Source organism: Methanosphaera sp. BMS, assembly GCF_003268005.1.
In the GTDB taxonomy this organism is placed as follows: domain Archaea; phylum Methanobacteriota; class Methanobacteria; order Methanobacteriales; family Methanobacteriaceae; genus Methanosphaera.
The window spans coordinates 885830-905929 of sequence record NZ_CP014213.1 but is presented as its reverse complement, the minus strand read 5'-3'; the positions used below and the strand labels follow the sequence as shown (position 1 = coordinate 905929).

The window sequence follows — 20100 nt, the reverse complement described above, 5'->3', positions numbered from 1 at the left end:
TTATTTATATGTTTTTAGTTGTTGTTCTCTCATTATAAAAAGTCTATGAAAGCAATTATTTATCAGTTATAAAGATATCATTCTATTCAATGAATTTGATAAAAATGAGATAAATTAAATAAATGCATTATAAGTAATGGATAAGGATATAATTTTGCCGACAATCACATATAAAAAAAGGGGGGAAAGGGGGTTATTGAAGTTTAAGACTTCTAAGCTTTAACAGTTATCTTAGTGGATGTTACTCTGCCACTTTTATAACCAAGCCTGTCCTGTGTAACGATTGTAAGTGATGTATACTTTGAGGCAACAGGAACATTGACGTCCTTCAACTGAATCCTACCTTCATTAATCATGAAATAAATTGCCTTGCCCTTGGAATCAGTTAGGGTAACACCATTGACCTTGATAATAATCTTGCTTGGACCGACAAGGTAGTTGTTTTTGTAGTCCTTCATGGTTGCATTCAGATACAGTTTATGGGTCTTGCTGTTGATGACGGCATTTGTCACGCTAATTGTCACACTGCTTCTTTCAACCTGGAAGTAGGTATAATTAACCACGTCAGGACAATAATTCTTATTGTATAAACCCGCGGTTACAGTATGGTTCTTGACGTTAAATGTTTTCGCGTCGGTAATTCCCATAAATCCCTTAGGAATCTTATAGATGTATGTAGCTACACCATTAACAATCTTTGCCTGATAGACAGTGCCGTCAGCGTTTTTCATGGTTATGCCGTTAACCTTAAAGTACACGTACTGCTCAGATAGGTTATGTATAACGCCGGATCTTTTACCGCTTGTCACATCATAGATTGTAGCCGTAAACTTGATGTATGTATCCTGTTTTGCCATGGTGGCATTGCACTTAACCACAATCTGTGCCTTTCTAAGGGCTATGTCAATCTTGGCGATTCCTGATCTTACAGATTCATAACTGGAAGTACCGGAGTATACCGCTGTAAGGTTCTGACCATAACGCACGTTCAGATATGCTATTATATCGGTTGAGGCTATGCCGTTTTTCACATAAACCTTTAAAGCGTTACTGCTGCCGTTTAGCTGACCGTTATCCTTAACGGTTACCGAGTTAATCTTGAAAATCACATAACCGCTATTTACGGGATTATTGAACTTGTCCTTGACTGTTGCCTTCAATGTTATCTTCTCACCGATAGTACCATTAATTCTTGTAAGGCTAATGGTAGTGGGAAGAATTGAAGTGGTATATGTAATCGTTTTTGAAGTGGAGTTATATATGCCGCTTCCATCATATCTTGCAGTCACATTATTTTTAGCCACTATGGTATTTTTATAGTTGTATGAGTATTCTCCACTGTCGTTTGTCTTTGCCTTATATGTGTTGCTGTTTATCACGATGTTGATTGTTGCACCGGATAATGGTTTGTTGTTTTTATCCACAAGTTTTCCGCTAATGATGCTGGTATTTAACACGTAGGTATTCGTTGTCGTCACAGTAAGTGTTGTAGGCATTTTATTAACGGTATATGTAATCTTCTTATACGTGTCATTGTAGTGTGTGCTATTGGAGTATGTAACCGATAATGTATAGTTTCCTGCCTTGGTATTTGTAAGGCTGATTTTCGCATGATTATTCGATACCTTGGCCGATGCTATTACAGTCTTATTTGCATAGCTGACGGTTATAATGCCCTCGCTTATTTTCTTGGTCTTGTTTTTGCTGTCTATTAGCTCCACATCCAAAGTCCTTGTCTGGTTGATGTAGCCGGTTATGTCGGTGACATTCAAGGTGATGCTGTTTTTGTTTACAGTGAAATAATTTTTCTGTGTAATGTTTATTCCATCATAGACAAGAATAGTTTCCAATGTATACTTGCCGTTTGACAATCCCTTGGTACTGTTTGAAACGGTCACATTCTGTGATTTGCTGATGCTGTTGGAGATAATCTTATTGTTTCCATTATACAGGTAATCATCATTTAATCTGTAGTACAGCTTAGCACTGCCATTTAAATCTACTATCTGTGAGGATATGTTAAGCAGGTCATCAGCGTATTTAACGACACTGTTTAACTTTGGAAGATTCATCATGTATACCTTTATCGGTGCAGTGAAATAATCAGTGTTGCTGGTATATAAATCCTCCCACGTCTTCTGTTTATCATAGCTGATAAATGAGATGTTAGCCCTTGAATATGTCGGATAATCGCTGTCCTGCAATGGTACATAGATGTAATTGGCATCCATATTTTGCTGGATATCAACGGTCACCACTATCTCATCATAAGGGTTTATCCTATAGAATTTATCAAGGTATATAGTTCTGTAACCCGGATAATCGATACATCCATTCATGTTAGCTGCAAGGTTACCGTTTATATACACCTTAATTGTGTAGTTGGAAGTGTTTACAAAGTACGTACCCACCGCAGACAATACCTGTGATTGATTGGCCGTGTAGACATTCTTCAATGAATATGATCCGCTGTTGTCACTAATCTTATAGACGTATACGATTGAGTCATATTGATAGATGCTTGAGTAGTTATACAGATTGTTATAGTCAACGGCAAAGTTTATGTCATTATAGGTATTATTATATATCAAATCCCCAATTACATGGTCATAGTATGATACGTATTGATAACCTTGCATACCTATACCTGTTCCCCAGCTGTTTTTTATGATGAACGCACCATTGCCCGGAGGGTTAGGTGAGAAGTTGCTCTTGCTGTAGGAGTCATTCCATCCGACGATACATACCACGTGATTGGATGTTGTTGACTGTGAGTAGATGTTAAGGTTACTGCTTGACTGAATACTTGTAAACACTCCACCATACTTCATTATGGCCTCCTTTATAAGATTATTGTCTGTGTAATTCTGTCTGTGTGGGACAAAGTAAATGTTCTGCACCTGTATTTCTGATGAAAACTGAGGTGACAATACGGATTCCGTATCGTATCCATCCATTGATTCAAGTACAGGTCCAAGTCCACTTGCAAAGTATCCTACAGGTTCAAAGTCATATCCTCCATCATTAGGCAGTAAGTTAGAATAGCCGATAACGGAAAATCTCTTAAGTATGTTCTTCAGATTATTTTCCGACAGGTCATATTCCATGCCCGTGACTTTCTTAATTGATGATTCGAGTGCTGCCATTGATGCAAATGTTATGCAGCTACCACTTGAACCCTGTCTTTTGACGGGTGTTGTCTGGTTCAGGTCTGCCAGGTTATAGTAGCTAGGAAGCTTGACGGTGGTATTTTTATAGCTTCTTGTCGGCGTTATGTTGTTTGTCTTGTCAATAGTCGTTGATGCTATTATCAGATTATAGACTGTACTGGTCTTGTTGTACTTGGAATTACCGGTATATGTGATATTTATGTCATAGACTCCTGATTCAAGTGTAGCCGGAAGGGAATATGAATACTTCATTACTTCCTGTGTCTTGATTGTGGCAATCTTCTTTTTGTTGACATATATTGTTATATTGCCGCTTATATCCTTGTTTGATCTTACTTGGATGCTGATGTTTGCATTCTTTTTGGCCGTAATGTTGCTGCTTAAAAGCAATGGTGTAATCTTTGAGTATAAATCCATAACTTCATTGTCTATACATACCAATAGCTGTGATTCATTGCACGTGTATTGTTTATTAATGCTATTTATGATATTGAATGATGATAGGGTAGTGTTGGTGTCTTTTGACATGAATTTGGCCAGTCTTTTGATTGACGTGTTAATGGTTGATCCGTTGGATAGTTGATTCAATGTAACATTCACGCTACTGTTGGTGTTTTTGTATAGTCTCATAAGTAGCCATGTATCCGGTATCTTGCCGTCTGTAATCTGGTTGAAGTCCGGATTGTTCAGGCCCCACCAATTATTGTTGAGGTCACATTTTTTTGTTGTCAGAGCTACTACTATGGAATCTCCCATGTTATTGTTTACGAGTGCAGATTTTTGAATGCTTAACGTGTTGTTGAATGAATACACGGCACCTGCTGTATATGCGTTATTTGATTCGAATATGCTGTCTGTTATGCTAAGTGGAGTATACATGGAGTATATTGCACCTGCAATTGATGCATTGTTATTAGTGAAGTTTGTCGTTTTAACCGTAACCGTTTGATTATCCAGTGATACAATTGCTCCACCATAATAATCGGCAGTGTTCTTTTCAAATATGTTGTCGGTTGATTCAAGCTTTGAATTGTACATGTATAAACATCCGGCATGACTGGCATTGTTGTATCTGAATTTGCTCTTTCTTATCTTGTAGTATGAGTTTTTGGAATAGATTGCTCCTCCGATATCGGCGGTGTTATTTTCAAACAGACAATAGCTGATGGTCATGTTCGTATTTGAACTTGAGTATATGTTACCGTAGATACCGCTGTTGTTAAAGAAGTTTGTACCTATAATCGTCACATTTGATGATGCTGCATATATACATGATGAATAATTATTACGTATATTTCCTATAAAGCTACAATTATCAATTTTCATATTGGAATACTGCATGTATATCGCACTGCTATGAGAATCCTTGTTTATGAAATTAATATTTGTCACATTAATTGTGCTTTGATAAAGATGCATCAGTTCACTTTTCGTGGATTCTATTGTAATGTTCTTGGAACTTTCACCAACGATGCTGAATGATTTGTAACTCAAGTACAATGATGAATTCAGCTGATATTTATCCGATGTGGAGTTAGTAATCAGATATATGCTGCCGCCGTCTGCAATGTTGTTGATTGCATTTGTTATCGTGGCAGGCTTGTCCATGCTCTCTCCGCTATCGGCGGCCCTGGCATTGGAGCTTACATATATTACTGATTGTTTGCCTGCACTTTTCAGGTTCTTGTCAACTGACTTATCGGTCTCATCACAGGATATGACTTCATCATCTTCAACAATTGTATCTGCTTTAATCTGTGAATAACCCTTTGTAATGTCCTTTTCGATTGAATGTACGCTTTTTACTTCATTATTGTCGGTGCTATTGGCTGTGGCACTAACAATGCTTGTTGCGAATAATAATATAATTGCCATTATTATCAGTAAAAAACAATACTTTCTATATTTTTTCATAAATATTCTTTCCATTTATTCATTTAAGTAATGAATTTATATGTGAATGTATCTATGTAGTTACTGTTTATTATATTTTAAGAAGTTGAGTAGAAATCAGTCCAATTAAAGGGAATTTTTAAAAAAGATAAATGATATACATTTAATTAACGAGTATAGGATAATGATTATATGGAGTACATTGAAAGTGAATGGGAATATCTGCAAAATCCGAAGGAATTCAGCAATGTCAGAAGTACCAATGTAAATGTGGATATAGAAAATATCCTGATTCAGAGGGAAAATCAGTATAAGATAGTAATGCAGTTGACAGTAGAAAATCTTACAAAAAAGGATATGAAAAAACTAAGGAAGCTGTCAACATTCATATTTAAGGATAAGTTTGTACTGCACAGAATCGAATGCAGTTTCAAGACAACACAGGATTTTGGCAAATCTTATCCGAATAAACGCATTCTGATATATAACGTATATAGAGTCGAGCGTAAGAAGACAACCTATTCGCCGGCTAAAAAGATTGATTGGTTTTTAAATTCAATCAAATATCAATCCAATAGAAGATTGTTCTGTCAGCACTCCCAACATAACAACATCCCCTCCTATTCAAGTCAAAACTCTAAAGATGATATCAACTCCAAAGAGCCCTTAAATAAAATAACCGTGGCATGTCCAAAGACTAAGTTTAGGAAAATAACAATCCGTCTGATAAACAAGAAGTATCAGCCATTCTGGTCTGATGCCATAGCAGTAGAATATGCCGCCATGCCAACAGCCGAGGAAGCAGACAAAATCCATTTGATACTTAACTTTATCTTTGGATGTTACCTTATTAAAATAGGTACTACAAATCTTGACATAAACGGCAAGGCCATCAGTGAAGTATCGGTTCCACCCGAAGAGGGCTTTGACGTCAAATACATTTGTCACATGCCTGAAAAATCAATCATATTGCCCATAATACTGGAGGTAAACAAGCCCGATGTAATAATCAAGAAGTTAAACTATATCATAAACACATACCTTAATCTTGACGTTGATTTGAGCCATTCATTAAACCTATACACCCAGTCGCTTATAAGCAATCCCAATATAGAGATTATAATGCTTGATGCTGCATTGGAGTCCTTTGCACAGACCATGGGATTTGAGGGACTGGCCAAGAAGAAGATATATACATTCATATATGATTGCGGTATTGGAACTAAGGAAGATGGCATCATAACGTTAGGTACAATTGAAGATGATTTAAGGACAATGCGTAACAACATTACCCATGGTCAGCTTGTAACTGATAAGCAGGAGTTGTACTATTGTAACCTGGCTTACAGGGTATTGTATGGGAGGATATTGCTCAAGTTTTTAAAGGTCAATAAGTATTATGATCTTACAACGGGGGTTATCAGGCCCATCGGTGAATCAATAGATCCTAAAAAGTTTTATAGAATTCAAGCCATACTGAAAAAGGAAAAATACAGCAGTTCACGTAAATATTATATGGATTTGCATAAGTTGATTAGAAAAAATTAAAAAAAAGGGGGTTTTTATAGACGGTTGGATTATTTGTTTTCTTCAAATAACTTATCCAACTTTTCATCTAATTCTTCATCACTAATATTTTCCTCTGTTTCATCATTGTTTGTTTTGGAAAGTATTTGCTTCTTGTTTTTAGCCCAGTTTTTCTGTAGTTGTTTTTGTGTCTGTTTGTCTGCTTCCACGGCAGGACCGGTGAATGAACAGTCATTGCATGACCACATGGACCAGTTTTGTGGAATAATCCATTTTATATTGGATGAACCACATCTGGGACATATTTTCATTTTCATATTTTAAATTATTAATTTCATGTATTATTATATTTTTCGTAATTCATTTTTCTGAAATATATTTAATTTTCAAATAATTAATTATATGCCTTTAATTTAATCTATGGTTAAAGTAAATATGGTATTTATATGTATGATTATTGAAAAAATTTATTTTAATAATAGGGCGTCATAGAAGTCATTATATTTAAAAATATAAATAATCCGTTATTACTTTATAAATCTTTTTTTAATAATAATTATTTATACTAATAATTATATAACTATTATTAATAATATAAGGAGATGTATTAATGGATTTATATGATTATAATAAAGAAGAAGACATAATGACATTTAAAAAAGACATATATCACAAAAAATTTGCTTTAAATATAAATCCATACATAAAAGTAGAATTGAACGATTCGAGTATGGTAATTGGTGTAATAATACATAGTGCCTCAAGGATACTGAAAAAATCCAAGGAAGAAATGTGTCTCTATAAGATAAGATGCGTGATTACAACCGAACCGGATTTGATACAACTGGAATTATCCACCCAACTGAAACTTGAAAAACCGGAGAAGTACACCATTACTAGAAACATAAATATGGATATAATAGGAACTGAATTTATCATAGAATAACCTTTGGGACAAACTATTTTAATATGGTCACTATTATATTAAATCATAAGATTTAAAGTGATTATATGATATTTGACGATAAAAGATTAAATGATATAAGTAATAATATCGAATTGTTACGAAAATCCTCTCCCCTAATTCATTGTATTACTAATTATGTTACCATTAATGATTGTGCCAATGCAGTACTTGCCATAGGAGCTTCCCCTGCCATGGCTAACGAAGCACCCGAAATCAGGGAATTTGTAGAATTGGCTGGAGCATGTGTAATAAATATGGGAACACTCCTGGATAATCAGATTGAAGCCATGAAAGAGGTAGCCATACACACAAAAGAAACAAACACTCCTCTGGTAATAGATCCAATAGCTCTTGGAGTATCAAAACTAAGAAACGATACGACGATGAAGTTGATAAAGCTATCAAATCCATCAATTATCAGGGGTAACATGTCCGAAATAAAGGCATTAGCCAATTTATATGATGTATACGATACAAAATCAAAGGCAAAAGGAGTGGATGTATCCGACGAGGATATCATTTCCCAAAATAATCTTGAGGACAACGTTGAACTGGTAAGTCAATTGGCTAAAAAACTGAACACGGTAATCAACGTATCAGGTCCAATAGACATAATATCCGATTCCACCAATAACTACATAATCGATAACGGTGAGGCCATAATGAGTAGAATAACAGGCAGCGGATGTATGCTCACATCAATACTGGGTGCATTCTGCAGTGTTACAAACCCATTGGATGCTGCCATAACAGGTAGTTTGGCAATGGCAATAAGCGGTCAATTGGCATACAATAAAACAGTATACAACAGGGAAGGTTCTGGATCATTTAGAACATACTTAATCGATGAACTATATAACATGAATGATGAAAAACTATTGAAATACTCAAAACTATATGGGGTGTAATTGATATGATAACAGCGGACTTTGCAATACTGCCGGTAGGAATTAACTCAACGGAACTAAAGGAATATGTTACCAAAGCAGTACAGGTAATTAAGGATTCTGGTCTAAACTACCAGTTGACAGCCATGGGAACACAGATAGAAGCCGACGATTATGAAAGCCTATACCAAGCAATAGCCAAGGCCCAAGAGGCATTGTTTGACATGGGATTGGGTCGTGTATATACGGTTATAAAAATAGATGACCGTCGTGACAAGGATGGAAGAACCTTACAGGCAAAAATCGACACGGTCAACGAATTACTGGATTGAAATATCGGGTATTTTCCTTCCTTCGCTACTTTTTTTTGATAAGCTTTGAGTTATTAATCTCTCACTAATTAAAATTATATTATGATTTCATATCTTCACAATTTTTTAATTTATTTAAATATAAATATTTTGTTAATTAAATATTATCATATACAAAATAAAATTGAAAGGAGTAACGATATGATTAAATCTATTTTTAATAAGAAATATTTCCTCTTATTATTAATAAGCTTGATGATATTGATATCAGCCGTATCAGCCTATGAAGATAACAGTACGGATGATACTGGTTGTGAGATTAAATCAGAAACAGCTCTTGATGAATATGATGTGGATACATATTCAAATGATGATAAAAACCTAAAATCAGCATCAAAACAAACATATTATGTAAACAATAAGAATTTTAACAATTACTTTGATGATGATGGGGTAATTAACACTAAGAAAGTTGCCAATCAATCCACAATAATATTAAACGATACATTTAAGGATAAGACATTCTATCTTGGTGATATCTCAGTCACATTATCTGGTGTTAAGGATAAAACAGTATTGTATAACTCATCACTATTAATCGAGACAACTTCAGTTAAAATCAGCAATATCACCATTAACAATACTAATGATGAAATAGAAAAAGCCATATTCGTCGATGCAAACAAGGCCGTTATAGATAACTGTAAGGTTATTGTCAACTCGACAAATGATGCATATGGAATCTTTGTCTATGGAAACAATACAAAAATCACAAATAATGTGATAAGTGTTGTTGGTCCGTCAGATGAAATCAACTGGGAAACGGATGTTGCTAAAACATTATCCCTTGTAGTGTTAAGTAATAACAACACCATTACAAATAACACTATAAGCGTATATTCGTCTGTGGAAAAGGCAAATCCCGGTACCATAGAAGCCGTATCCTTACAGGGAGACTTCCAGGGAAGAACATCAGTAAACAATACCTTCAGTAACAATAGAATAATTGCCAATGGAGATTCATATGTATATGGTCTTAACCTGGGAAACACAGTTGACAATACAATAATAGAAAACAATAACATACAAGTACAGGGTGGATACTTCGGGGATTGTCTTCAAATATTCTCCACGGTAAGCAACACCACCATCAACAACAATACAATAGTTGGACTTTCATATAACCTGGCCGATGGAATAGTAATATCCAAGGACAATATGCAGGGAAAAACTGAAAACAACAACATAACCAATAACAGAATTAACATAACAGGAAACGTAACCAACTTGATAGAAATATACAGGGCTACAAATACCCTCATAGAAAACAATACCATCTCATCAATATCCAATATTGCCGGTGGAATAGTAGCTACCGGTGAAAATACCACTATCAGAAACAATTACGTCAAATTAAATGCAACCAGCAGCAATTCTACACCAATATCATACAAGTCATCAAACAAAGCATCAATAACAGACAATGAAGTTCAAAGTAACTGTGACTACAGTGTTGAATTATCCGATTCAAGAAATGTCAACGTTACCGATAACATATTGAACAGTAAAACAAAGGGTGACGGCTCAGTCAGCTATACCAATAAGAAAAACATTGTTAAAAACAACTCCGCATCAAGAATCATTGAAACCAGGACTACAACAAATGCAATCAAAGCCCGTATATATGACAATATCACATTAACGGCTAAGGTTACTTCCACTGACGGAAGTAAGATAAATAACGGTTATGTAATATTCAAGGTAAACAATCAATCACTCAAGGATAAAAACAATACTCTAGTCAAGGCATACGTGAAGAATTCACAGGCCAATATAAAATATACCGTTGACAAGTCATGGAATAAGGATAACATATCAATCGTTGCAGTATACAGCGGTAGTGGAAATATTCTAAGTTCCAAAAGTGATGCCATGAAGATAAACGTATCTAAAAGGGACGCTACCGTTAGCATGATCTGTGGTAAAAATGTTGTTCAGGGTGGAGATACAGTATCATTGACGGCAATTGTTATGGATGCATCCAAGTCCGTTAATGGTGGCCAGATTATATTCAAATTGAATGGTCAGACCATTAAGGATAAGAACGGTAAAGTTATCATATTGGATGTGAAAAATGGTTATGCTACTACAAGCTATACATTTGATAATGGATTGTCATCCAAAAACTGTACAATTACCGCCGTTTATTCAAACAGTGTATATAACAGGGCGGAAGGTACGTGTGCAGTATTTATCGACAAGTCAAGACCTCAAATCATAGCAAGCAGCATTAAAACAAAGACAAACGTCACAAGAATAAGTGCTAAGATTGTCGAAATCAATGGTAAGGCTATCAGGGGTACAACACAGGTGGCTATTAAGGTTAATGGACAGACTTTTGCTGTTGTTGCCGCTGTTAACGGTATCATTAACACTACCATAAAGACATCATTTAAGACTGGTCATTATAAGTTAAAAATAGTTGCCGGTGAAAATTACCGTTATTTTGCTAATACATGGGAAGGATTTATAGAAAAGGAGTAAATTCTCCCTAAATTTCCTATTTTTTCTGATTTGAATTTATGTGGACTCTTTTTTTAATGAAAATTTATTTTTGATGTATTTTAGCAGTTCAGGTAGATGTAGTTTTTATTCATTTGGCTAAGTACTGCCTGCATTTCCACCTTATCCTCCATTATCTTTGCAAATGCATCGGTTATTAATCTATAAATCTTATCTATCTTTTCTTCAACGCTCAGTTCCACTATCGTATATTCAATTCCCTGGTTTTCATATACGTGTCCATACATTGATGCCTTTGGTGTTATGAAGTTTTTAAGTATGTATATTATGTCCTTGCTTATGGCATTTCCAAAGTATAACGCTTGCTTGACTCTTTCTTCATCAAGGTTGGGATTGTCTTCAAGCAGTTTTATTACGGATGTGAATCCTTCAAAGTCATCGGGCAGGAAGTACTCCTGGACTTTATGTGCCATGAATTCACCGGCCAGTTCAATGTATCTGTTCTCAAGTGTCAGGTACCATGCAAATGATTCAATTAATAGGTTTTTTTCATGATTTAACATGTGCATCAGGCTTTGCTTTATTATCTCGTTGAAGAGGTGGTGTGTGAATTCATGCAGGATGGCCGTTGGAATCAGTGAGGCGTGTGTTGATTTTTTGATTAGTATGTTGTTGTATGAATAATAGCTTAGGTATGCAGGGAAGTTTTTTGAGTTGTCATATTGTATCTTTACGTATGGCTTTGTAATGTTGAAGAGGTTGGATATTGATGCTTCCTCGGGTAGCAATTGGATATAATCTTCTCCTATATTTATTATGCTGTATATTATAGTATCGTAAGCTGTATCGGTAAGTGGAGTATTTTTGAGTATTTCCTGATTTTGGGGACTGAAGAGTTCATAGAAGTCCTTATAGTTTTCAGTGTAGTATTGTGCATTTTTTAATCTGTAGTTGCATTTGATACATGATGTGAAGTTTATTGGATTTTCATATTCACATTTGGTGCATTTTATTTTTTCGTTCATAACTAACACTTCGGTTTTATAATAAGTATTCTATATATCAATTGATTTAACTGTTTGATATGCTTATTGTTTTCTTATAATCAGCTGACTCCAAAACGGATATAATTCAACAAATTCAATGACTTCATCAACAATGAATTTATAATAGGCATCCAGTCCTTCTTCATAGGCCTTTTGTCTTTTTTCCTGTTGAATGACACGTTTCTGTTCTAATATATTGTCCAGTATGAACTGTTCCTCTTCGGATATTATTATCTTATTTCTTGCATTGACGTTATTTAACGTATACAGCATCACGTCATGAAAAATATCGGGTAGCAGTACCTCATCGGATATGCTCATACGATAGATTTCTTCAAAGTTTCTGATAAAATAAAACAAATCAACACTAGGATTTAGAATTCTATTGTAATGATTATTGATAGTACGTATAAGATCATAATTCCAGTCAATCATAAAAACACTCATGAAAAAAGATAATTAAAAAAGTGTGGGGGTGATTAAATATCTTCCTGTTTATACTTGATTATATCGTTAATTGTAACAATCGGCATGTTATATCTTTTGGAAAACTCTATAATCTCCGGCATTCTGGCCATTGTACCATCAGGATTGGTAATTTCACATAATACTCCCATTGGTTTAAGGCCCGCCATTTGCATAAGGTCAACATTTGCTTCCGTATGTCCATCTCTTTCAAGTACTCCGCCATTTTTGGCACGTAGAGGGAATACATGACCAGGATGATTCAAATCTTCGGCTTTAGCACCATCACGTGATGCCGCTCTGACTGTTGTAACTCTATCTGCTGCTGATACACCTGTAGTTACTCCTTCTGCTGCCTCAATTGTAATTGTAAAAGCCGTACCATATGTACTCGTATTGTCTTCGACCATTAAAGGTAGTTCCAGTTCATCTGCCTTTTCTTCTTTCATGCAAAGACATACTATACCGCTGCATTCTCTTATAAGTATTGCCATTTGTTCTTCTGTAACGGTTTGTGCTGAGAAGAATATGTCTCCTTCATTTTCACGTGACTCGTCATCCGTTACAATCACACCGTTATTGTTCTGTAAAGCTTCGATGGCCGTTTCTACTCTTTCTTTGTAAGTTCCGTTTAACATTTCTTCATGATTCATTATAGTATCCAACCTATAGTTTAATATATATGAACCAGGGCATAAAAAAGATTTAATCAATATTCTCTTCCATCCGGACTTTAACCGTCGGTTTTGGATTTTCACCAAATCTACATTCATCATGTTCGTGGACTTTTTTTCACCACCGGTGAGGAATTGCACCTCGCCCTGAGAACATTACTATTAATAATGTTTGTATGTTTTGACTATTAAACATTTACATATGTTTTCATTCAATTGACATACATCTCTGTTTTAGTTTATCTTTTGTTTTATTGATTATATGTGTAAATACCAAGTGGATATTGTTAAATAATGTTATGTCATTTATTGAAATTAGATTTTCATAGATTTCATCTATTGACTCATAAAGACTTTTTATCTCGTCTTCGTCAATAGCGTCTTTCTGTGATAAGTGTTCTATTATATATATTGAATCTAGTATTTCACCTGCAAGATCACCGTCTATTGATAGATTTTCATCGTGACAGTAATCCATGTAAAAATCACAATATCTAATAATAAAGTTCAAATTATCCCTTATGTCTAATTCATTCATGTCATATATCATTATTATCACCAGTTTATATAGAAGATTTTATATAATTATAGGTATATTTTTTGATTTATATAGTATTTTATGTTATTTTATGATTTTTATATTGTCGGAGTTCAATATTCCTTTTTGTCAAATGTCTAATAAAACATACTTTATAATTGGATAATTAATTTTTAATAGTTGGCTGCTTAAATTGGCTTTTTATCATAAATTATAAATAATATTAGTTACATACTGTAATATGTACTATGAAAATATAGTATCTTTATTGCTCCGATAGTGTAGTCCGGCCAATCATTTCGGCCTTTCGAGCCGAAGACTCGGGTTCGAATCCCGGTCGGAGCATTTTCAACTCATTTTAATCAAGTATTTTTTAATTTAAGTGTTTATATTAATTTTTTTTATTATTGATTATTAAATATCCTTTTTTTGAATAAATAAAGTATAAATTTCTGTAAAAAGAGTATTTATTGTATTATGTGGCGTTTATTTTTTATTATTATAAAAATTATCTCAACTATGTTTTGATTAAATATTATACAATCATGGTCTTTTGGAATTGTCTTAATTGAAAAATAGTTATTATTACAAATCGTATTGAAACGGGGTAGAATTAATTGTTCTAAAAAATATAATTTAAAAAAAAAGTTTGTTTTAAAAAAAATGTATTAAACTGATAAAAATATCAATTTAATGCATACCACTTACTATTAGTATTATAATTAAAATAACAAGGATGACTACTATTACGGGAATGATTGGAAAACCTGAACTTTGTGGTTGGGTAGCTTTAAGGGAGTTGGAAACTTCGGTTTTAGTTTCTTTTTCTACTTTTGCTTTTTCCTCTTTCACGGTATTTTCAACCTCTTTAGTAACGTCATCTACTTTATTATCTACTGCTTTTTCTATATCTTCTTGGTTATCTGAACTAACTGCATTACTGCCTTTTATAAATCCTTCTTCACGAAGCAATTGGGTAAATGATGGTTCGGGACTCATAATACAACCTCCAATGAATACTACAATTCTTCAACATATATTATTTTTTTGGTTTATCTATATATTTCTATAGAATTATAATATTATATATGTTACCCTATTTTAATTAAAAAAATCTTATATTAATATATAATTTACTTTAATTATATATAATTATACCTAATATTTTATACTTCATAATGATGTTTAAACATCCAAAATTCCATCGGGCTAATGAATTTTTAATTGTCATGTATTATATAATAGAATAAAAATTTATAGCATCCTTGATTAATGAATTAATCACATAAATAAAAATGCTTCAATAAATCGGATAATAATTATATTTTACAATATGTTTGAATCAGTAAATCACATTTCTGATTATCATCTCCATCTTGAAACACTTTTTACATAAATACTCGTTATGAGAAAAAAAATTGTAATTTTTAAAAATGATTCAAGCATCCCTTTCAAAAAAATCATCATCAAAAGACAAAGATTAATATATATCATAGTAAATATACTTAATCATGAATAAAGAAGAATTATTAATTTTAATCAATCAGCTGGAAGCTGATTTGGATGAAGAATTAAATACATTTTTTGATAATTCTATTCTATATGAATATTTTAAGGAATTGATTAATTTAACAGTCTTTGAGGGCAATTCTTTTGAAAATATTATTATTGATAAGATAGATTTATTAACCGACAACATGGATGACTTTAATTTTAAAGATGTTCAAGATAATATAAATGATCTTAAAGAATTATTAGAATAATCCTTTTTAACAAGTTTTTTTTATAATTCATTTTTCAAAAATTTTAATTAACAACAACATAATAAGACAGTATACCATTTGTCTTTAAAAATACATAATCGTTAAAAAAAATCCTGGTGATAAGATGAAAAACATATTTCGGGTAATGAAAAACAAGATTCACATGATTATACTGATGATGATTTTTCTTATAATAGAGGTTTACTGTGATTTGACATTACCTTCCTATACGGCGGATATTGTAAATATCGGTATAAGAAATACGGATTTTAATATCATTACAGCCACCGGAATTAATATGATGATTATGCTTACAATTTCAGTAATTGCAACGATAATAGTATCCTATCTTTCAAGCATAATCTCATCCGGATATGCCAGGGATTTAAGGGAAAAAATATTTGAAAAGATACTGTCCTTTTCCAACCATGAATTGAACGATTTTTCCAAGGCATCACTTATCACACGTTCAACAAATGATATCAACCAAATACAGCACGTCCTTGGAATAATGTTCAGAACATTGCTCTTTGCACCAATATTGGCAGTAGGTAGTATTATCAGGGTGTTTAGTTTGGCATCAGACTTATCCTGGATAATACTGGTTGCATTTATAAGCGTAGCATCACTGCTGATTATAGTAATTACAAATGTAACACCATACTTCAAAAAATCACAGGAAATTGTAGATCAAATAAACAGAGTTTCACGTGAAATACTATGGGGTATACCGGTAATCAAGGCATTTGTACGACAGGACTATGAAAATAAACGATTTGATGAGTATAACCAGCAGTACTTGGATGTCAATCTACGTGTATTTAGACGCATATTCATATTGATTCCATCAATGAATCTGATTCTTAATTTGATGATTGTCATAATATTATACTTCGGATCATTTGAGGCATTAAATGGAACACTACTGACAGGGGATATAATAGCATTCATCCAGTATTCAACACAGATGATATCCTCATTTATAATGATTGGAGGATTTATCGTAATGCTTCCAAGATTTCTGGTATCAGCAAATCGGGTAGAGGATGTATTGGTCGAAGAAGTATCCATTACCACAGGAAAATACATATCCGAAGAATCAAAAGACATCTTGGAATTTAAAAACGTATCCTACACTTATCCTAATGCCCAAAAGGAGACACTGTCTGATATTAACTTCAAGTTACATCCGGGCAAACTTACAGCCATCATCGGTGGTACCGGAAGTGGAAAATCCACTATTCTAAACCTTATTCCACGTCTTCAGGATGTATCTGGTGGAGAAATCCTATTGAATGATGTCAACATAAAGAATTGGGATTTAATCGCACTTAGAAAAAAAATAGCATTAACACCTCAAAGTGCCGTCCTATTCTCAGGTACAGTTAGAAGCAACCTCATGGTTGGAAATAATGATGCCAGTGATGAGGACATGTTAAAGGCCATAGAATTATCCTCTGCGGATGACTTCATCGACAGTTTGGATATGACCGTAGCCCAGCAGGCATCAAATTTCTCAGGAGGACAAAAGCAAAGGCTATCCATAGCAAGAAGCATAGTAAATAAACATAGTTTTTATCTGTTTGACGATTGCTTTTCAGCATTGGACGTTAAAACCGAAAAGAAAATATACGATAACCTAAAAAAGATTACTGGTGACTCATCAGTACTTATTGTATCACAGAGAATCAGCAGCATAATAGATGCCGATGAAATTATCGTATTGAATGATGGCCGGATAGTCGATAAGGGAAAACATGATGAATTGAAAAACAGATGTGAAATTTATCAGGAAATAATATCCTCACAATTAGATAATATTGGTGATTCATTATGAGACGTGATAGACGTGACGTTACAAAACCAAATGATTTCAAAAAGTCATTAAAACAACTATTGTCATTGATGATGGATTTCAAGTTAAAATTATTATTGACATTCATATGTGCACTATTGGGAACATCCTTCACTGTCATCGGTCCATTGTTGATTGGTAAGGCAACAACCATAATATATGATGGAATTGTACTCTTATCAAACGGTTCCGGTACAATTGACGTTAACACATTGTACTTTTTATTAACGCTGGCAGTCATACTTTATCTATTAAGTGCACTGTTTACATATCTGCAAAGTTACTTCCTAACACAGATATCCACACAAATCAGCTATAACTTAAGAAAGCGTTTGATTGAAAAGTTAAATCAACTGTCCATGGATAGCATAGATGCTCATAAGAGGGGTGATATCCTGTCAAGAATTACAAATGATGTGGACTCCCTTCAAACGGGAATCACGTCAACATTCCTGCAGTTTATGACCGCTATCATAACATTAATCGGCGTATTTATCATGATGCTAAGCATCAATATATGGATGACCTTGATAACACTGGTACTGCTACCTATATCATTTATAATAATAACACAGGTAGTCAAACGTTCACAGGACTATTACAAACTACAATTGAAATATAAGGGAAATGTCAATACGCACATCGAGGAAACATTTGGAGGCCAGGATATAATAAGGGCATATAACCATGAAAAACGTTCCTTTGACAGTTTTAAGGACGATAATGATAAGTGGTATGTCTATGAGTGGAAGTCACAGTTTTTCTCAAGCCTGATGGGTCCGATAATGAACTTCATATCCAACCTATCCTATATTGCAATAGCTGTAGTAGGTGCTATATTCGTACTGGAAGGAGTTATAGTAGTCGGGGACATAATGGCATTTTTCCAGTATATCCAGAACTTCACCCAACCTATTCAACAGATTACCCGTGTAATGAACATAGTTCAAACGGCACTGGCTGCCTGCGAGAGAATATTTGAATTTTTGAAGCTGGATAATGAAGAAAATCCTTCCACTAAGAAAATAACGGATATCAAAAGTGATATATCATTTGAAAACGTCAGCTTTTCCTATTCGGATAAGAAAGTTATCAATGACTTATCCTTCAGGGCAGACAAGGGTCAGAAGATAGCAATCGTTGGACATACAGGGGCGGGTAAGTCCACTATAGTCAAGCTTCTGATGCATTTTTATGATCTTGACTCCGGAGTTATAAGAATTGACGGCGTTGACATCAATGAATATGATAAGAACAGCCTAAGATCCATGGTTGCAATGTTGCTTCAGGATACGTGGCTGTTTAGTGACACGATTATGGAAAATATCCGTTATGGAAACTTGGATGCTAGTGATGAGGAGGTTATCAATGCTTCAAGGATAGCTTATGCGGATAACTTCATAATGCAGTTGCCGGATAATTATAACACGGTATTGAATGAAGACAGCGATAACATATCTGTTGGCCAGAAACAGCTTTTAGCCATAGCCCGTATAATCCTATCTGACAAGAAGATTTTAATATTGGATGAGGCTACAAGCAGTGTGGATACACGTACAGAAAAGTTAATCCAGGATGCCATGGATAAAATGATGGAAAACAGGACAAGTTTTGTTATTGCACATAGATTATCCACGATTAAAAATGCCGATAAAATACTTGTAATGGATGAAGGCAGAATAATTGAAGAGGGTACTCACGATGAACTGATTACTAAGGCTGAAGGTTATTATAAGTCATTGTATAATCAGTTTGAATCAATCGGTTATGTCAAATAGTCGATTCTTCTTTGTTATTAATTATGTTGATATGCCTTTTTTTACTTATTTTTTTTCTATTCTCATATCTCTTAATAATCTATCTTACTTGATGTTATTATTGACGGTCAAGCATATGTTTATCATTAGAATAACTATTTTTCATGTTATCAACTAAGACATTTATATATTTTTTTCATGATGGTTATATCTTGTAGTCATAACTTTGATTGATATTTGTGGAAAATTTATATCATGATTTTTCATATGTACTATGATACTTGGCATAAACAAACTTTCAATTTTACATAAATTATTGTTTTTCATATGCATTATCAGTTATAGTGTAATCATAAATTCAAAAATAATACTTATGTGGATGGAAATTTTACTTAATTATAACCAAACAATTTATATATAATGAGTTAAAAATATATAATTATCAAAACATAGGAGAAAGATAAATATGGCAGAATTACCAATTGCACCAATTAAAAGAATCTTAAAAGACGCTGGTGCTCAAAGAGTAAGTGACGATGCAGCTGCTGCATTAGCTAAAGAATTAGAAAGCTACGGTGAAGAAATATCCGAAGCTGCTAACAGATTAGCAAAACACGCAGGCAGAAAAACCGTCAAAGCTGAAGATATCGAATTAGCTGTAAGAGATTAGATATCTTCTCTTAATTTACTCTTTTTTTATGAAAAATTTATCACATTACTCATT

At 33.7% G+C, this 20100-nt stretch carries 16 protein-coding genes, 1 tRNA gene and 1 riboswitch; of the genes, 10 read left to right on the top strand and 7 right to left on the bottom strand.

Annotation, left to right across the window (positions count from 1 at the left end; genetic code table 11):
* Nucleotides 1-212: 212 nt before the first annotated feature.
* Nucleotides 213-5084, bottom strand: coding sequence for a C1 family peptidase (locus tag AW729_RS03295; protein WP_162685762.1), 4872 nt, complete (start codon nt 5082-5084; stop codon nt 213-215).
* 171 nt (nt 5085-5255) lie between these two features.
* Here AW729_RS03295 and AW729_RS03290 point away from each other — a divergent pair, with 171 nt between their 5' ends.
* Entirely contained in the window at nt 5256-6611 is a 1356-nt protein-coding gene (locus tag AW729_RS03290; protein ID WP_112123758.1) for a hypothetical protein, read from the top strand.
* Nucleotides 6612-6640: 29 nt separating this feature from the next.
* On the opposite strand, the gene AW729_RS03285 is transcribed toward AW729_RS03290, so the two are convergent.
* On the bottom strand, nt 6641-6901 hold the full coding sequence (locus AW729_RS03285) for a hypothetical protein (protein ID WP_236951255.1): 261 nt from the start codon (nt 6899-6901) through the stop codon (nt 6641-6643).
* Between the two features lie 299 nt (nt 6902-7200).
* Here AW729_RS03285 and AW729_RS03280 point away from each other — a divergent pair, with 299 nt between their 5' ends.
* The 4 genes from AW729_RS03280 to AW729_RS03265 all read left to right on the top strand — a co-directional run bounded on the left by AW729_RS03280 (nt 7201) and on the right by AW729_RS03265 (nt 11299).
* A complete protein-coding gene (locus tag AW729_RS03280) occupies nt 7201-7536 on the top strand; it encodes a hypothetical protein (RefSeq protein ID WP_112123756.1) in 336 nt (111 codons plus the stop codon).
* Between the two features lie 65 nt (nt 7537-7601).
* Complete coding sequence (thiM, locus tag AW729_RS03275; protein WP_112123755.1) at nt 7602-8465, top strand: hydroxyethylthiazole kinase; 864 nt, start codon at nt 7602-7604, stop codon at nt 8463-8465.
* A 5-nt stretch (nt 8466-8470) separates the two neighbouring features.
* Nucleotides 8471-8776 (top strand): MTH1187 family thiamine-binding protein, encoded by a 306-nt coding sequence (locus AW729_RS03270; RefSeq protein WP_112123754.1) that lies wholly within the window; start codon nt 8471-8473, stop codon nt 8774-8776.
* 180 nt (nt 8777-8956) lie between these two features.
* Nucleotides 8957-11299 carry a right-handed parallel beta-helix repeat-containing protein gene (locus AW729_RS03265; protein WP_162685761.1) on the top strand — a complete coding sequence of 781 codons (2343 nt, stop codon included), beginning with the start codon at nt 8957-8959 and terminating at the stop codon, nt 11297-11299.
* A gap of 80 nt (nt 11300-11379) precedes the next feature.
* On the opposite strand, the gene AW729_RS03260 is transcribed toward AW729_RS03265, so the two are convergent.
* The 4 genes from AW729_RS03260 to AW729_RS03245 form a co-directional block, all read right to left on the bottom strand.
* Complete coding sequence (locus AW729_RS03260; protein ID WP_112123752.1) at nt 11380-12303, bottom strand: hypothetical protein; 924 nt, start codon at nt 12301-12303, stop codon at nt 11380-11382.
* A gap of 63 nt (nt 12304-12366) precedes the next feature.
* Complete coding sequence (locus AW729_RS03255; protein WP_112123751.1) at nt 12367-12759, bottom strand: hypothetical protein; 393 nt, start codon at nt 12757-12759, stop codon at nt 12367-12369.
* A gap of 44 nt (nt 12760-12803) precedes the next feature.
* On the bottom strand, nt 12804-13442 hold the full coding sequence (gene ribB / locus AW729_RS03250; RefSeq protein WP_112123750.1) for a 3,4-dihydroxy-2-butanone-4-phosphate synthase: 639 nt from the start codon (nt 13440-13442) through the stop codon (nt 12804-12806).
* 57 nt (nt 13443-13499) lie between these two features.
* A riboswitch (FMN riboswitch) is annotated at nt 13500-13622 on the bottom strand.
* A 49-nt stretch (nt 13623-13671) separates the two neighbouring features.
* Nucleotides 13672-13941, bottom strand: a complete 270-nt coding sequence (locus tag AW729_RS03245; RefSeq protein WP_162685760.1) for a hypothetical protein — start codon at nt 13939-13941, stop codon at nt 13672-13674.
* A gap of 330 nt (nt 13942-14271) precedes the next feature.
* On the opposite strand from AW729_RS03245, the gene AW729_RS03240 reads away from it, so the two are divergent.
* Nucleotides 14272-14346 (top strand) — tRNA-Glu (locus tag AW729_RS03240).
* 345 nt (nt 14347-14691) lie between these two features.
* Here the strand turns inward: AW729_RS03240 and AW729_RS03235 are convergent.
* Nucleotides 14692-15000, bottom strand: coding sequence for a hypothetical protein (locus AW729_RS03235; RefSeq protein ID WP_112123748.1), 309 nt, complete (start codon nt 14998-15000; stop codon nt 14692-14694).
* 512 nt (nt 15001-15512) lie between these two features.
* Between AW729_RS03235 and AW729_RS03230 the strand changes: the two genes are divergently transcribed.
* The 4 genes from AW729_RS03230 to AW729_RS03215 all read left to right on the top strand — a co-directional run bounded on the left by AW729_RS03230 (nt 15513) and on the right by AW729_RS03215 (nt 20046).
* A complete protein-coding gene (locus tag AW729_RS03230; RefSeq protein ID WP_112123747.1) occupies nt 15513-15764 on the top strand; it encodes a hypothetical protein in 252 nt (83 codons plus the stop codon).
* A 124-nt stretch (nt 15765-15888) separates the two neighbouring features.
* Complete coding sequence (locus AW729_RS03225; protein WP_112123746.1) at nt 15889-17601, top strand: ABC transporter ATP-binding protein; 1713 nt, start codon at nt 15889-15891, stop codon at nt 17599-17601.
* Nucleotides 17598-19397 carry an ABC transporter ATP-binding protein gene (locus tag AW729_RS03220; RefSeq protein ID WP_112123745.1) on the top strand — a complete coding sequence of 600 codons (1800 nt, stop codon included), beginning with the start codon at nt 17598-17600 and terminating at the stop codon, nt 19395-19397. Before AW729_RS03225 ends, AW729_RS03220 begins: the two co-directional genes overlap by 4 nt.
* Before the next feature lie 439 nt (nt 19398-19836).
* Nucleotides 19837-20046 carry a histone family protein gene (locus tag AW729_RS03215; RefSeq protein ID WP_335645368.1) on the top strand — a complete coding sequence of 70 codons (210 nt, stop codon included), beginning with the start codon at nt 19837-19839 and terminating at the stop codon, nt 20044-20046.
* The last annotated feature ends 54 nt before the right edge of the window (nt 20047-20100 follow it).

What these genes read in the sequence shown, in the direction of transcription:
- thiM (WP_112123755.1), top strand. Translation starts at nt 7,602, where the DNA reads ATGATATTTGACGATAAAAGATTAAATGATATAAGTAATAATATCGAA.
- ribB (WP_112123750.1), bottom strand. Translation starts at nt 13,442, where the DNA reads ATGAATCATGAAGAAATGTTAAACGGAACTTACAAAGAAAGAGTAGAA.
- AW729_RS03220 (WP_112123745.1), top strand. Translation starts at nt 17,598, where the DNA reads ATGAGACGTGATAGACGTGACGTTACAAAACCAAATGATTTCAAAAAG.
- AW729_RS03235 (WP_112123748.1), bottom strand. Translation starts at nt 15,000, where the DNA reads ATGAGTCCCGAACCATCATTTACCCAATTGCTTCGTGAAGAAGGATTT.
- AW729_RS03295 (WP_162685762.1), bottom strand. Translation starts at nt 5,084, where the DNA reads ATGAAAAAATATAGAAAGTATTGTTTTTTACTGATAATAATGGCAATT.
- AW729_RS03255 (WP_112123751.1), bottom strand. Translation starts at nt 12,759, where the DNA reads ATGATTGACTGGAATTATGATCTTATACGTACTATCAATAATCATTAC.
- AW729_RS03280 (WP_112123756.1), top strand. Translation starts at nt 7,201, where the DNA reads ATGGATTTATATGATTATAATAAAGAAGAAGACATAATGACATTTAAA.
- AW729_RS03230 (WP_112123747.1), top strand. Translation starts at nt 15,513, where the DNA reads ATGAATAAAGAAGAATTATTAATTTTAATCAATCAGCTGGAAGCTGAT.
- AW729_RS03245 (WP_162685760.1), bottom strand. Translation starts at nt 13,941, where the DNA reads ATGGATTACTGTCACGATGAAAATCTATCAATAGACGGTGATCTTGCA.
- AW729_RS03270 (WP_112123754.1), top strand. Translation starts at nt 8,471, where the DNA reads ATGATAACAGCGGACTTTGCAATACTGCCGGTAGGAATTAACTCAACG.
- AW729_RS03260 (WP_112123752.1), bottom strand. Translation starts at nt 12,303, where the DNA reads ATGAACGAAAAAATAAAATGCACCAAATGTGAATATGAAAATCCAATA.
- AW729_RS03225 (WP_112123746.1), top strand. Translation starts at nt 15,889, where the DNA reads ATGAAAAACATATTTCGGGTAATGAAAAACAAGATTCACATGATTATA.
- AW729_RS03285 (WP_236951255.1), bottom strand. Translation starts at nt 6,901, where the DNA reads ATGAAAATATGTCCCAGATGTGGTTCATCCAATATAAAATGGATTATT.
- AW729_RS03290 (WP_112123758.1), top strand. Translation starts at nt 5,256, where the DNA reads ATGGAGTACATTGAAAGTGAATGGGAATATCTGCAAAATCCGAAGGAA.
- AW729_RS03265 (WP_162685761.1), top strand. Translation starts at nt 8,957, where the DNA reads ATGATTAAATCTATTTTTAATAAGAAATATTTCCTCTTATTATTAATA.